This window comes from Cupriavidus sp. 30B13 (genome assembly GCF_049059565.2).
In the GTDB taxonomy this organism is placed as follows: Bacteria; Pseudomonadota; Gammaproteobacteria; order Burkholderiales; family Burkholderiaceae; genus Cupriavidus.
Window position 1 is genome coordinate 2610183 of sequence record NZ_CP188224.1, and the last position, 14578, is coordinate 2624760.

Annotated in this window: 11 protein-coding genes; 2 read left to right on the plus strand and 9 right to left on the minus strand. The window is 65.1% G+C overall.

What is annotated here, in order from left to right:
• The 7 genes from ACKI2N_RS30720 to ACKI2N_RS30750 all read right to left on the minus strand — a co-directional run bounded on the left by ACKI2N_RS30720 (position 1) and on the right by ACKI2N_RS30750 (position 8582).
• On the minus strand, positions 1 to 1056 hold the full coding sequence (locus ACKI2N_RS30720; protein ID WP_420992257.1) for a branched-chain amino acid ABC transporter permease: 1056 nt from the start codon (positions 1054 to 1056) through the stop codon (positions 1 to 3).
• Between the two features lie 9 nt (positions 1057 to 1065).
• Positions 1066 to 1959, minus strand: coding sequence for a branched-chain amino acid ABC transporter permease (locus ACKI2N_RS30725; protein WP_420992256.1), 894 nt, complete (start codon positions 1957 to 1959; stop codon positions 1066 to 1068).
• A 25-nt stretch (positions 1960 to 1984) separates the two neighbouring features.
• A complete protein-coding gene (locus ACKI2N_RS30730; RefSeq protein ID WP_420992255.1) occupies positions 1985 to 2719 on the minus strand; it encodes an ABC transporter ATP-binding protein in 735 nt (244 codons plus the stop codon).
• Positions 2720 to 2736: 17 nt separating this feature from the next.
• Positions 2737 to 3519, minus strand: a complete 783-nt coding sequence (locus ACKI2N_RS30735) for an ABC transporter ATP-binding protein (RefSeq protein ID WP_420992254.1) — start codon at positions 3517 to 3519, stop codon at positions 2737 to 2739.
• Positions 3520 to 3633: 114 nt separating this feature from the next.
• Positions 3634 to 4890, minus strand: a complete 1257-nt coding sequence (locus ACKI2N_RS30740; RefSeq protein WP_420992253.1) for an ABC transporter substrate-binding protein — start codon at positions 4888 to 4890, stop codon at positions 3634 to 3636.
• Between the two features lie 32 nt (positions 4891 to 4922).
• On the minus strand, positions 4923 to 6557 hold the full coding sequence (locus tag ACKI2N_RS30745; RefSeq protein WP_420992252.1) for a hydantoinase B/oxoprolinase family protein: 1635 nt from the start codon (positions 6555 to 6557) through the stop codon (positions 4923 to 4925).
• A 3-nt stretch (positions 6558 to 6560) separates the two neighbouring features.
• Positions 6561 to 8582, minus strand: coding sequence for a hydantoinase/oxoprolinase family protein (locus tag ACKI2N_RS30750; protein WP_420992251.1), 2022 nt, complete (start codon positions 8580 to 8582; stop codon positions 6561 to 6563).
• Between the two features lie 248 nt (positions 8583 to 8830).
• On the opposite strand from ACKI2N_RS30750, the gene ACKI2N_RS30755 reads away from it, so the two are divergent.
• Entirely contained in the window at positions 8831 to 9613 is a 783-nt protein-coding gene (locus tag ACKI2N_RS30755; protein WP_420992250.1) for an IclR family transcriptional regulator, read from the plus strand.
• Between the two features lie 563 nt (positions 9614 to 10176).
• The gene (locus tag ACKI2N_RS30760; protein WP_420992249.1) at positions 10177 to 10536 is read left to right on the plus strand and encodes a hypothetical protein; all 360 of its coding nucleotides are present in this window, start codon (positions 10177 to 10179) and stop codon (positions 10534 to 10536) included.
• Positions 10537 to 10666: 130 nt separating this feature from the next.
• Here the strand turns inward: ACKI2N_RS30760 and ACKI2N_RS30765 are convergent, their stop codons facing one another.
• Both ACKI2N_RS30765 and ACKI2N_RS30770 read right to left on the minus strand, forming a co-directional pair.
• Positions 10667 to 13459, minus strand: a complete 2793-nt coding sequence (locus ACKI2N_RS30765; protein ID WP_420992248.1) for a bifunctional diguanylate cyclase/phosphodiesterase — start codon at positions 13457 to 13459, stop codon at positions 10667 to 10669.
• On the minus strand, positions 13456 to 14250 hold the full coding sequence (locus tag ACKI2N_RS30770; protein ID WP_420992247.1) for a substrate-binding periplasmic protein: 795 nt from the start codon (positions 14248 to 14250) through the stop codon (positions 13456 to 13458). Before ACKI2N_RS30770 ends, ACKI2N_RS30765 begins: the two co-directional genes overlap by 4 nt.
• Positions 14251 to 14578: the final 328 nt, after the last annotated feature.

Consider the following 14578-nt stretch of genomic DNA (forward strand, 5'->3'; position numbering starts at 1 on the left):
TCATGCCCCACCTCCACGCGGCGTTTGCGCCGCCGCCTTTCCGATCGGCCTGGGCAGTCCTGTCGAGTGCATCCGCCCGCCGAGCGACATCAGCGCACCGGCCAGTCCGTTGCGCAGGAACAATACCGTCAGCACGAATATCACGCCGCTCACCACGGTGACCGACTCGCCCAGCGTGCGGAACCAGTGGACACCTGTGAGCGTGGCCATCCCGTCACCGATCTCGCCGAGGCGGTTTTCCAGCGACACCAGCACCAACGCGCCTAGCACCGGGCCCCAGCGCGTGCCCAGGCCGCCCAGCAGCGTCATCAGGATCACAGTGCCCGACATCGACCAGTGCACGTCGGTCAGCGTCTCGAAGCCGAGCACCAGCGTCTTGAGCGCGCCAGCGAGGCCGGACAGGGACGCCGACAGCGTGAAAGCGATCAGCTTGAAGCGGTCGACGTCATAGCCGAGCGAGATCGCGCGCGGCTCGTTCTCCTTGATCGCAGCCAGGACGGCGCCGAACGGCGAACTGACGATGCGGCCGACCAGCAGGAACGCCGCCGCCACGATGGTCAGCACCACGTAATACAGCGTGAGGTCGCTGTCGAGCGGCAGCAACCCGAGCAGCCTGCCGCGCGGCACAGCCTGCAGGCCATCCTCGCCGCGCGTGAACGGCGCCTGCAGGAAGACGAAGTAAAGCATCTGCGCCAGCGCGAGCGTGACCATGGCGAAGTAGATTCCTTGGCGCCGGATAGCCAGCGCGCCCATACCGGCCCCGAGCAGCGCGCCCGTGGCAGCGCCGAGCAGCAAGGCGGCCTCGGGCGTTACGCCCCACGCCGTCATCGCGTGCCCGGCCACGTAGCCAGCGCCACCGAACAACGCCGCATGGCCAAACGACAGCAGGCCGACATAGCCGATCAGCAGGTTGAACGCGCAGGCGAACAGCGCAAAACACAGCACTTTGAGTACGAATAGCGGGTAGACGCCGACCCACGGAGCCACAAGCAAGCCGGTTAGTACAACAAGGGGCATCACAGCGGAGGGAACAGCGTTTCTGGCGATGAGAGTCATGTCGAATTCCTACTTCTCTTTACCGAACAGCCCTGCCGGCCGGACCAGCAGCGCGATGGCCATGATCACGAAGACCACGGTTGACGACGCTTCGGGGTAGATCAGTTTGGTCAGCCCCTCGATCACGCCGAGTGCGAGGCCTGTGACGATGGCGCCGAAGATGGAGCCCATGCCGCCGATCACCACCACGGCGAACACGACGACGATCAGGTTCTGCCCCATAAGTGGCGAGATCTGGATGACCGGCGCGGCCAGTACGCCGGCGAACGCGGCCAATGCCACGCCGAAGCCGTAGGTAAGCGTCACCATCAATGGCACGTTGACGCCGAAGGCCTCCACCATGCGCGGGTTCTCCGTGCCTGCGCGCAGATAGGCGCCCAGCCGCGTCCGCTCGAGCAGGTACCAGGTGGCGAGGCACACCGCGAGCGAGGTAACCACCACCCAGGCGCGGTAGTTGGGCAGCATCATGAATCCCACGCTCGTAGCGCCGGACAGCGCTTCCGGCGTCGCATACGGCAGGCCGGAGACACCGTAGACCGAGCGGAAGATGCCCTCGATCACCATGGTGATGCCGAGCGTGAGCAGCAGGCCGTAGAGGTGATCGAGCCGGTAGATCCGGCGTAGCAGGGTCTTTTCGATCACGATGCCCAGCGCTGCCACCACCAGCGGCGAGAGCAGCAGCATCGGCCAGTAGCCGAGCCCGACATACTCCATGCCCATCCACGCCAGCACGGCGCCGAGCATGAAAAGCGCGCCGTGGGCGAAGTTGATCACGTTGAGCAGGCCGAAGATCACGGCCAGCCCCAGGCTCAGCATGGCGTAGAACGATCCGTTGACGAGGCCGAGCAACAACTGCGACAGCAGCGCGGGTAAGGGGATACCTAGGTTGAAGCCGATAGTCATGCGTATTTTCCTGGTTGCAACCCGTTCAGACGCCAAGCAGGTCGTTGAGCACCGGCATCTTGGCCTGTAGCTCGCCGGCGCCGAACCGTTCGACGATGGTGCCGTGCTCCATCACGTAGAAACGGTCGGCCAACGGCGCGGCGAAGCGGAAGTTCTGCTCCACCATCACCACCGTGTATCCCTTTTCCTTGAGCATCAGGATCATGCGTCCCAGCGCCTGCACGATCACCGGTGCCAGCCCTTCCGAAATCTCGTCGAGCAGCAGCAGGTTCGCGCCGGTGCGCAGGATGCGCCCCACCGCCAGCATCTGCTGCTCGCCGCCCGACAGCCGCGTACCCTGGCTCCGGCGGCGCTCCGACAGGTTCGGAAACATCTCGTAGATCTCTTCCGCGCTCATGGCTTTGGACGCGTCCGCGCCCTTCAGCACCGGCGGCAACAACAGGTTCTCCTCGCACGACAGGCTGGAAAAAATGCCGCGTTCCTCGGGGCAATAGCCAATCCCGAAATGCGCGATCTTGTAGGTCGGCAGTCCGATCGTTTCCTTCCCGTTGACCTTGATCGACCCCTTGCGCGCGCCGGTCAGGCCCATGATCGCGCGCAGCGTGGTAGTGCGGCCCGCGCCGTTGCGCCCCAGCAGGGTGACCACCTCGCCGTGGTTCACGGTTAGGTCCACGCCATGCAGCACGTGCGATTCGCCGTACCAGGCGTGCAGCCTGCTGATCTCCAGTGCCGGCGTGCCGGGTGTGTTTTGCTGCATCATCTCTCGTGTCTCCGGATTCAGTGCGCGCCCTGCATCTCGGCGTCGACCGTGCCCATGTAGGCCTCCATCACGCACGGGTCCTTCGACACCTCGGCATAGGCGCCTTCGGCAAGGATCGCGCCGCGCTGCAGCACCGTGATGCGGTCGGCGATCGACGACACCACGTTCATGTTGTGCTCGACCATCAGGATGGTGCGGCCGGCCGCCACCCTCTTGATCAGCTGCGTGACCAGGTCCACGTCTTCGTGGCCCATGCCCTGCGTGGGTTCGTCGAGCAGCATCAACTCAGGCTCCATCGCCAGCGTGGTGGCGATCTCCAGCGCGCGCTTGCGGCCATAGGGCAGGTTCACGGCCACCATATCGGCGAATCCGGTCAGCCCTACCTGTTCGAGCAATTCCATCGCGCGATCGTTGAGCACGTGCAGCGAACGCTCGCTGCGCCAGAACTGGAACGCGGTGCCGAGTTGGCGCTGCAAGCCGATGCGCACGTTCTCCATCACGGTTAGGTGCGGAAACACGGCGGATATCTGGAACGAACGGATCACGCCACGCCGCGCGATCTGCGCCGGACGCTCGCGCGTGATGTCGATGCCGTTGAAGTGGATGGTGCCATTGGTCGGCTCCAGGAATTTCGTCAGCAGGTTGAAGCAGGTGGTCTTGCCCGCGCCGTTGGGGCCAATCAGCGCATGGATGGAACCACGGCGAACCTGCAGATTGACGCCGCTGACGGCGGTGAAACCCTTGAAGGATTTCGTCAGCGCTCGAGTCCGGAGGATGAATCTGTCGTCGTTACCGCGCATGCCTTGCTCCGGGAGGATGGTTTTTTCAGAACGAACGGGGACCCGCCGAGCCGCGGCATTACCCGCATGGCTCGGCGATGCATCCACCGACTTGACTGGAAACGGCTCAGCGCATCAGCGCGCGGCCGTCTTGAACACCCGGCACTGGCTTTCGCTTATCGGCAGAAAGACCTGGTCGCCCGGCAGCGTCTTCTCCAGCGTGTAGAGATCCCATGGGCCCTTCGACTCCTGCGGCGTCTTCACGTGGAAGTAGTAGTAGTCGTGCACCATGCGGCCGTCGGGGCGCAGCTTCGGATTGCGCACCACATCGTCCTGGATGGGCAGCTCGTGCATCTTTTTGATGACCGTGCGCGCGTCGTCCGAATGGCTGGCCGATACTGCCTTCAGGTAGTGATATACCGACGAGTAGACGCCGGCGTGCGTGAGAGACGGCGGCCCCTTCTTGTAGATGTCCATGAAGCGCTTGCTGAAGCGGCGCGTGCCGTCATCGATATCCCAGTAGAAGCTCTCGGGGAAACGCAGCCCCTTGGCCTGCGCCAGGCCGATGCCCTTGATCTCGTATATCGTGGGGAAGAACGCTGCCTGGATCTGCTTGGCGCCCAGCTGGAATTCCTGCGCCGTCTTGATGGCGTTGGCCGAGTCGGCACCCGAATTGGCGAAGGCCACCACGTCGGCGTTGGACTGCTGCGCGGCGATGATCTGCGAGGACATGTCGCTGCTGTTGAGCGGATGCTTCGATTCCCCCACCGTGCGGGCGCCGATGGCATCGAGTTGCTTGCGCGCCTCGGCAACGGCCGCATTGCCGTAGGCGTAGTCCACGGTAACGAAATACCAGCTCTGCTTCGGTTTCGCCAGGCCCTTGATGGCGGCCGCGGTCTGGGAATATGTGTCCCACATCCACTGCACCGCGTACTCGGGCTGGCAGTCCTCGTTGCTGATCCGGAGCGGACCGCCCGCGAACAGCGCGGCCTTGCCCTTCTGCACGGCCAGGTTCTGCATGGCCAGCGCAACCGCCGAGTTGACCATGTCGGCGAACGCGTCCACGTGGTTGACGTCGGCCCACTCGCGCGCCTTGGCCAGCGCGATGTCGGTCTTGTTCTGGTGGTCCGCCGTGAGCAACTCGATCTTCATGCCCTTGCACTCCCTGGCCTGGCAATCGTCGATGGCCATCTGCGCGGCCACCACCGAGCCTTGCCCGGAGAACTGCGAGAACGCGCCGCTCATATCCGTGAGCAGGCCGATCTTGACCACGCCATCGGAGATCTGGGCGTGGGCGCCCCCCGCCACGCAGCACGCCGCAAGCGCCACCAGCGAAAGCCTCGCCACATTACGCACAACGCCACCAGCCATCCCATCCAGTCGAATCTTCATGATTGTTTCCCTTGTGAGAACCCGGTTCGCCATCAGTCCGCGGCGCTGACCATGCCATCGTCGATATCGGCACGCAACAGTGCCGAATCGCGCTCGGCGGCCGCCCCGTAGCCGCCGCCGCCGCCCATGTACACCTTGATCCGATCCCCCCGGTTCAGCGTGACCATCGACTTGGAAGGCAGGCGTTCAGTCACGCCGTTGCGGGTCAACTCGCAGTAGCCGAGCTTGCCGGGTTCACCGCCGAACAGTCCTTGCGGTGCGTAGCGATGGCGGTCAGCGTAGATCGCGAATTCCACGTTGTCCTTCAGTGCCGTGTACTCGCGGCTGAAGCCGGAGCCGCCGCGGTAGCGGCCTTTGCCGAACGAATCGGCTTCCAGTGCGTAGCTCTCCAGGCGGAAGAAGTCGTACTCCATGTCGAGCGCTTCCACCGGCGTGTTGGCGCAGTTCGACAATGGCGAGTCCACCGCATCGCAGCCGTCGTTGCGGTCCGACGCCCCGTAGCCGCCACCGAAGATCTCCAGATAGACGCTATAGCCTTCGTCGCGCTGCAGCGAGAAGCAGGCCGCCGTCAGCGTATCGAAACCGGTGGCGATGACCTTACCCGGCACCACCGGCGCCAGCGCGCGCATGATGGCGTTGTAGATACGATAGTTGGCTTCAAGCCGCGCGCGCACGGGCGATGGCGGTGCCGGATTGAGGATGGAGCCGTACGGCGCCGTGATGCGCACGGCGCGCAAGATGCCGTCGTTGAACGGAATGTCCGGCGAGGTCAGCACCGACTTGACGCAGGTCACCGCGGCCGAGACCGTGCACGAGAACGGCGAGTTCAGGTTGCGTCGCACTTGCGGGCTGCTTCCCTCGAAGTCGATGTCGATGCCCTCGCCGAGCACGGTCACCTTCACCTTGATCGTCAGGGGCTCGTCAGTAATGCCGTCGTCATCGATCACATCTTCGCCGCGGTAGACGCCGTCCGGCAGCAAGGCAATGGCCGCGCGGAAGCGGCGCTCAGAGTAATCGACCATTTCCGCCATCACGTCGGTGACCGTGGGCTCGCCGTACTTGTCGCACAGCTGCACCAGGCGTGCCGCGGCAATGGCGTTGGCGGCGAACATTGCGTTCATGTCGCCAATGGTCAGGTCGGGCACGCGGATGTTGGCGCGTACCAGTTGTTCAAGCGGGCCACCGTTCCAGTCCCGCGACTTCGACCAGCGCGTGGGCGGCAGGCGCAGCCCTTCCTGGTAAATGTCGCTGGCGCCGGTATCGAGCCCCGGCGCGCCACCGCCGAAATCGATCTGGTGCGCCACGCTGGCCGAGAAGCCAATCAGCTTCTCGTGGTAGAAGATAGGGCAGAAGATATAGACATCGGGAAGATGCTGGCCGCCCGAGTACGGGTCGTTGGTGATCATGAAGTCGTCGGGTCCGATGGACTCGACCGGATACCGCTCCAGGCACCGCTTGAGCGTGATGCCGATGGGGCCGAGCTGGATGGGGATCAACTCAGCCTGGGCGACGATATCGCCGCGCAGGTTGGCGATGGCAGCAGAACCGTCGCTGGCCTCGCGCAGGATGGTGGAGTACGCCGAGCGGATCAGCTTGATGCCCATTTCCCTGGCCGCGGCCAGGATGCTCTGACTGATGATGGCGTTGTCGAACGGATTAACCGGCATGCTTCATGCCTCCTTGGCGAGGATCAGGTTGGATTGCGCATCGACGCTGGCGGACCAGCCGGCCGGCACCAGCACCGTGGTGGTGTAGTCCTCGAGCACGGCAGGGCCCGACAGCGCGGTGCCGTTGGCGGCCAGCGCGGCCACGGTTTCGCGGCGGCATGGCGCCCAGCCGGAACCGTCGTACAGCGCCAGCTCGCCGGGCGCAGCCGTCAGGCTCGCGCCTTCCGTGGAAATGGCCGACACGTGAGCCGTGGGCAGCGTGGCGCCGGCACGCAGTGCTACCACCTCGATCGGGCGGCCGCTCTTGTCACTATGGAAATAGATGCGGTGGTGCGCGTCGATGAACGCAGCTTCCAGCGCCTTGCGGTCGAGCGCTGCCAGCGTGGCCTCGTCGAGTTCGAGCGGCACCTCGAAGGCCTGGCCCACATAGCGCATCTCCAACGTGTACGAGAAATCCAGCGGCGCACTGAAGTTCATCTGGCGGAATTGGCCCTCCAGATCGGCCCGCATGGTCTTGAAGCGGGCGCGCAGATCATCGCAAGTTGCCTCGTCAACCTGGGCTCGGTTGGTCAGAGTCTCATACTTGATGAAGTCGGAAGCCAGCAGACCGTGAGCCGAGGTCACGCCGGGGTTGGGCGGCGCCACCACGGTGTCGATGCCGAGTTCCTCGGCGATCTGGGCCGCCTGCATCGGACCCGCCCCGCCAAACGGCACTAACACGTAATCGCGCGGGTCGCGTCCGCGCTGGGTCGATACCAGTTGGATAGCGCGCACGATATTGGCATTGGCCAGGCGCACGGCGTTATAAGCCACCGTTTCCACCGGCAACTTGAAATGCGCTGCCAGTTCGTCGAAGGCGTGGTGGGCGGCCCTCACGTCGATCGACATCTGCCCGCCCAGGAAGGCTTGCGGCCGCACCGTGCCGAGCACTACATGGGCATCGGTAATGGTAGGTAGCTTGCCACCGCGGCCGTAGCAGGCCGGGCCCGGCTGGGCGCCCGCGCTTTCTGGACCCACGCGCAGCATGCCGCCGTCGTCGAGCCAGATCAGGCTGCCTCCGCCCGCCCCAACGCTCACGATGTCGAGTACCGGCGTGCGCACCGGCAGGCCGTCGATCTCGGTCTCGGCGGCGATAGCGGGCTTGCCGTTCTGGACCAGGCAAACGTCTGAGCTGGTGCCGCCCATGTCGAACGTGATGATGTCCGGATAGCCGGAGCGGATGACCTGGCGCACCGCACCGACCACTCCGGCCGCCGGACCGGAGAACAATGCGGTAATGGCGCTTTCGCGCATGGCGTCGGCGGGCAAGCGCCCTCCGTTGGACTGCATCACCGAGAATCGTCCGCGAAAGCCTTCGCGGCCCAGCGCTTCGGTCAGGCGACCGAGGTAGCCGGCGATGACCGGCTGCACGAAGGCCGACAGCGCCGCCGTGCTGGCGCGCTCGTATTCGCGGAATTCCCTTGCCACGAGGTGCGAACAGGTCACCACGATGCCTGGCAAGGCGGCCCGGATCAGTGCGGCGAGGCGCAACTCGTGCTCGGGGTTGCAATAGGCGTTGAGCAAGCAGATGGCTACCGAGTCGTAGCTGCCCTCCTCCAGCCTCGGCAGCACCTCGGCGCGGAACGCGACTTCGTCGAGCTCCACCTCGATCTCGCCACCGGCCAGGATGCGTTCGCGCGCCTCGAAGCAGTCGCGCCGCTTTACCGGCGGCTCGGGCTTCTTATAGAACAGATCATAGATTTGCTTGCGGTCATGCCGTTGCAGAAAAAGGATGTCGCGAAATCCTGCCGTAGCCACGAAAGCCACTTTCCCCCCTTTGCGTTCCAATACCGCATTGGTGGCCACGGTAGAGCCATGTGCGAAATCCTCGATTGCCGAGAAATCGATGCCGGCCGCGCGCAGCGCATCCAGCACGCCGATATCCGGCGACGCCGGCGTGCTCGGCACCTTGATCACCCGTACCTGGCCATTGCCGAGCGCGACCAGGTCCGTGAACGTCCCTCCGACTTCCACTCCAACTTTCATCTTGGGTCCCTTCCTCGATGTGTAGGGGTTGCCAGCTATGCGAGTGGCCTCGCATCTGGTGCAAAGCGTGCACAGATTTAATGCGGCCGCACAAAAATGCTGCACAAAATAATCGGTATGCGATAAAGTAAAACCGATTACTGAGTGAGATAAGTCTATGACGAACTTATAGATCGGTAAACGTGCATTGATAATCGTATATCGATTAAATTGTAACGATTATGGCCACATCAAGAGAAGGAACAGGCATGGACGACGAAAGCAGGAATGCACCGATGTTCAATCAGTCGGTGGAAAAGGGGCTGGCGATTCTCGCCGCCTTCGGTTCGCGCAACCGGCGCATGAGCCTGAGCCAGATCGCCGATACCGTGGGTATCACACGCAGTTCCGCGCAGCGCATCGTCTTCACACTCGAAACGCTGGGCTACGTTACCAAGGATCCGCACACGCGCCGCTACGAACTGGCCAACAAGGTGATGGAGATCGGCTGCAATTACCTTGAGGCCAACGCGCTGATCGACAGCGCGAATCCCTTCCTGTCGGCGTTCAACAGCAACTGCGACGAGACGGTGTCGCTCACCGAGCCGTGCGGCACCACCATGACCTACGTGGCCTCGTTTACGAGCCGTAAGCACATCGTGGCGCATATGGCCATCGGCAGCCGCATGCCGATGTACTGCACGGCGGCCGGGCGGGCCTACCTGTCAGGGCTGCCCGAGGACGAGATCCGCGCCTTGCTCGCGGAGTCCGATCTCACGCCGCTGACGCCCCATACGTTGCTGGATATCGACGCTATCACGGCGAGCGTGCTCGAGGCGCGCGCCCGCGGCTATTCGACCAATTTCGAGGAGTACTACCTCGGCCACCTGAACGTGGGTGCACCTGTCCTCAACAACAGCGGCCGGGCGATCGCCGCGGTGCACGTGGTTGCGCCGTCGAGCCGCTGGACGCGCGACGATGTGATCGGCAGGCTGGCGCCGATGGTGCTCGAGTGCGCGCAGTCAATCACGAACGCGGTACGGGCCCATTGACGCCCTACCCGTCCCGCCCGGACGTGCCTGTTCCCGGACCATGCCGGGTGCGGAGCGCTCACGCGCAGGCTGACGCTGAAAAGATTGGAAAACGCTGGTTGCCCGGAACAGGCGAACAAGAAACGGGGGCATGTCAGTGCCTCCTTTGGACGGTTCCGAAAATGCCGCCTGGCGGCGGCGTCCGCCCTTTTGGTCCGGGCTGTCAAACCGGGCGCTGCTGCAGCGACGAACGAAGCATACCTTCGACGGAATCACGCCGGCACGACGCTACTGGCTTTTGAAAATTCATGACTGAGGCTCAGCCCGCCCCTGCGGGCATCAGCCAAACCCATTACCCGAGGGGAAGCACCACCGCCGAGCTCCGCGACCGGCTCCGGCTTCTGAGTCAAAGTATGTCTCGGCTAACGGTCGCCAGCCCAGCAACCGACATACCCCTTTAGTGGGGATCGCTCGGGAGAAACCCCCAGGCGGGCGATTTCCGCTTCGTGGCACCAGTACAATGCCCCCGGGCCGAACCAGGCCCGATAAAAAAGACCAAGAAAATCAACGGGAAATCACAAAAAATGGCAGTCGCGCTAACCAAGAAGCTATTACTCGGCCTGGCATTCGCCGCCGCCGCGCAGGCGGCCCTGGCCGCCAACTGCGCGCCGGATTACCGGGGCACGGTCACCTGCTCGGCCAATTCGGCTTGCATGATGACGCGCTCGGGAGAGGTCCGCTGCGCCAAGGATGGCGGCGGGATTGCGCTTGACCGGGACGGCGACGCGCGCTGCGGCGTGGGCCGCTGCGCGCTGGACATGAAGGGCAATGTGCTGTGCTCCACGGCGGTGGGCGGCGGCGCGAGCCTGGACAGTTCGGGGGCGGTGGTTTGCGATGCCGGCTGCCGGGCGGGCTCGGGCGGGGCCTGTTCGGCGCCGAGGTAGTTCGCGCGACGGGCCGCCTTGCGCGGCGCTGCCCTCCCTTCGATTGCTACATTGAAGGCGATGCGTCGCGCAATGGAAAGGGGCAGGCGCCGGGGATGACCGATGCGCGCCGGCGCGCGCGCGTTGCCGCTCAGTCCTGCCCCTGCTGCGACAACTCCGCCACGCGATGCCGCAGGGCAAACCGGCGCACGAAGGCTTCGAAGCCTTCCACCGGCAGCGGGTGGCAGAAGAAGTAGCCCTGATAGGCGTGGCACCCCGCGCCGGCGAGGAAGTCGCGCTGGGCTTCGGTTTCCACCCCTTCGGCTATCACTTCCAGGGCAAGGCTCTTGCCGAGGGCGACGATGGTCTTGGCGATGACGGCATCATTGGGGTCGACGAGGATGTCGCGCACGAAGGAGCGGTCGATCTTCAGTTCGTCCAGCGGCAGGCGCTTGAGGTAGGAGAGCGACGAGTAGCCGATGCCGAAATCGTCGAGCGAGAACACCACGCCCGAGTCCTTGAGCGCCTGCATTTTTTCGGCGATGTCCTCCACGTTGTCCACCAGCACGCTTTCGGTCAGTTCCAGCTTGAGCCGGCACGGGTTGGCGCCGGTCTCGCCGATGATGGCCAGCACCCGCTCGACGAAGTCGGCCTCGCGGAACTGGTGGACGCTGACGTTGACGGCGATGGTGAGGTGGGCCATGTCGTGCTGGCCTGACCAGTGCGCCAGTTGCTGGCAGGCGGCGCGCAGGACCTTTTCGCCGAGCGCGTGGATCAGCCCGGCTTCTTCGGCCAGCGGAATGAATTCGGTGGGGAAGATGATGCCGCGCTCGGGATGCTGCCAGCGCACCAGGGCTTCCGCGCCGGTGATGTAGTTGCCGGCCGCGACCTGCGCCTGGTAGTGGAGCAGGAGCTTGTCTTCGTCGACGGCGCGGCGCAGGCCGGCTTCGAGCGCGGCGCGCGCCACCACCACGGTTTGCATGGCCGGGTCGAAGAAGCGCATGGCATTGCGCCCGCGTTCTTTCGATTTGTACATGGCGAGGTCGGCCTGCTTGAGCAGTTCGTCGATGGAGGCATGGTGCCCGTTGAACACGGTCACGCCGATGCTGGCGGTGCTGCGGTATTCGACGCCGTCGAGATGGTAGGTCGTGCCGAGGACGGTGCGTATTTTCTCGCCGATGGCTTCGGTCTCGCTGGCCGCGATCTGGCGGTTGTCGCTGAGGTTGCCGAGCACCACGACGAATTCGTCGCCGCCCACGCGCGCCACCGTGTCGCCTTCGCGCACGCTGGCGGACAGGCGCTGCGCCACCTGCTGCAGCAGCAGGTCGCCTTTGTCGTGGCCCAGCGTGTCGTTGAGGGTCTTGAAGTTGTCGAGGTCGATGAACAGCAGCGCGCCGGAGGCGCCGCTTTGCGCGCTGACCGCGATGGCCTGCTTGAGGCGGTCGGCCAGCAGGGTGCGGTTGGGCAGGCGCGTGAGCGCATCGAAGAAGGCGAGTTCGCGGATCTTGTCTTCGGCGATCTTGCGCTCGGCGTCGAGCTGCTTGCGCTCGGTGATGTCGCGCCCGCTGATGCGAAAGCCGGTGAACACGCCGCGGGCATCGTGGATGGGACCCCAGGAAACGGATAGCCAGAGCACCGAGCCGTCCTTGCGCAGGCAGCGGAATTCCAGGTTGTTGCCGCGCAGGCCGTGCTGGCCCTTGAGCAGTTCGGGCGCCACGCGCGGCATGTCTTCGGGATGGATCAGCGTGCCGGCGAGGTCGCGCATCGCCATGCATTCCTCCACGGTGTAGCCGGTGTACTCCTTGACGGACGGATTGATCCAGCGCGGCCTGCCGCCCCGTCCCCACCAGACTTCCAGGTTGACGGTGGAGTCGGCCAGCGCGCGGAATTTCTGTTCGCTCTCGCGCAGCTCGCGGGTCATCAGGGAGGCCAGCCGCATGGCGCGGCTGCGCCCGCTCGCCATGGCCCAGGCCAGCAGCGCGAGCAGCAGGCTCAGGCCGGTGCCGGTCCAGGCGATGACCGCCTGCGAGTTGCGCCCGAAGCGGTCTTCGAAGGCCTTGTGGGCGGTCATGGAGAGCATCCAGTCGTGCCCGCCCACCACCAGGTATTCGTTGGCCGACATGACGTCGTCCGGGCCCGGTCCGGTGGCCTCGGGCGACCGATAGAGCAACGCGGTGGCGGCGGGCTCCACGCCGTCATAGAGCGCCAGGGTGAGCCCGGGCGGCTGCTCGCCGTAGAGGCTGGCGATCACCTCCCGCATGCGGAACGAGGCGTAGACCCAGCCGACCAGGCTGGCGCGCCGCTGCGCGGCGGTCTCCTGCGGCTGGCCCCGGCCGTACACCGGCAGGTACATGACGAAGCCGGGCTCCTCGTCGCCCCGCCTGTCCACCGCCAGCTGGACCTTGCCGGACACGATCGCCAGGCCCGAGTCGCGCGACTTCTGCAGGGCGAGCCTGCGCTCCGGGTTGGACCAGGTGTCGAAGCCGAGCACGGGCGGCTCTCCCTCGACCGGGGGTTCGCGCTGGACGATGGGGGCATAGGCCTCGCGCTGGCCGCCGGGCTGGATGCGGTAGCCGGCCACGCCGACGCCGCGCAGCGCGGCAACGTGGGCGGCCTTGTCGGCGGCCGGCACCCACTTGACCACGCCGACCGCCTGCACGCCGGACAGGTTGGCGTCGAGATTGATCGCCCTGAGGTAATCGCGGAACTGGTCGCGGTCCAGCGTGCCGTTCACGGCGAACATGCCGTGCACGCCGCGCAGCATCTGCTCGTAGGTGGCCATGCGCTGCTCGATGCGGCTGACGGCGTCGTCGAGCGCGAAGTTGAACTGGATGCGCACTTCGTGGCGGGAGGCCTGCCGTTCGTGGTCCCAGACCGCCCACGTCACGCCGAGCCCGGCGGCCAGGATCAGCACGGGCAGCAGGATAAGACGCGCTGCCTTCACGACGGCGACTTGAATTCGACCATGGCATCGACCAGGTCGGATTTGAAATACTTCTCGAAGATCCGGCGCACGGTGCCGTCGGCGCGCATGTCGTCGACCAGCGCGCGCCATTTTTCCTGCTCGGCGGGCGGCAGCGCCTTCTTCGACATGATCAGGCCATGCGGCACGGGCGGGTCGTTGAATTCGACCACCGTCGTCACGTCGCGGATGTGCTTGGCATCGAGCGCCGGATAGTCGAACGGCTCGATGATCATGCCCTGGATGCGCTGGCGCGCCAGCGCCTCGTAAAGCGGCTCGAGACCGCCGGCCTGGCTCACGCGGTTGGCGGCGGCGAGCTTATCCACCAGCCGGTTGGCGGACTCGCTGTAGCGGAAACTGCGGATGACGCCGAGCTGGAAGCGGTCGTTGTGGGCGAAGTCGGCCAGCTTCCGGATGCCGGCGTCCTTGCGCACCAGCAGATAGTACTTATTGCTGAAGTACCAGGCGAAGGCGGCGTACTGGTTGCGCTCGGCGTTGGCGATGCCGGACAGGCTGAAATCGAGCGCGCCGGACTCGATCAGTTTCCAGATGCGGGCGCGCGACATGAGGCTGACGCGGATCTGGCAGCCGCTGCGGCGGGTCATCTCGTCGGCGAAGTCCTTGTCGATGCCGGTGTCGGTGTCGAGCGAATAGAGCAGGCCGTGATCGTGCAGCGCGAGCGTGAACGGCCGCGCGCAGTCCGGACCGCCGGCCAGGGCATTGCCCAGGCAGCTCAGCGCAAGGAGCAGTCCGCCGAGTCCGTGTCTTATCACAGTGATTCCCCGCAAAAAGATGCTGGCACCGATCGTTTTTATGGGCGCGGCGCCCGGTGTGGCCCGGTGCCGCGACAGGTCTTGCCTGTTCATCCCGCTCGAATATCCCGGCCCTGCGGGCCGCCGCGTTCCCTCGGTGTTCTTTCTGGTTTCATTCCCGGCCGGCTTCCGCCGGAGCCCGCATTGCAGCATGGCGATCAGGCCCTGGCAAGGTTCCCGCCAGGGCAGTATGGACAGCAAAGCCTGCATGCTCTCATGCAGGTGTCTGCGTGGGAAGGCCCAGGCGCATTCCGCCCCGCTCTTGTTGCTGGCTTGTTGCGGGCTTTCA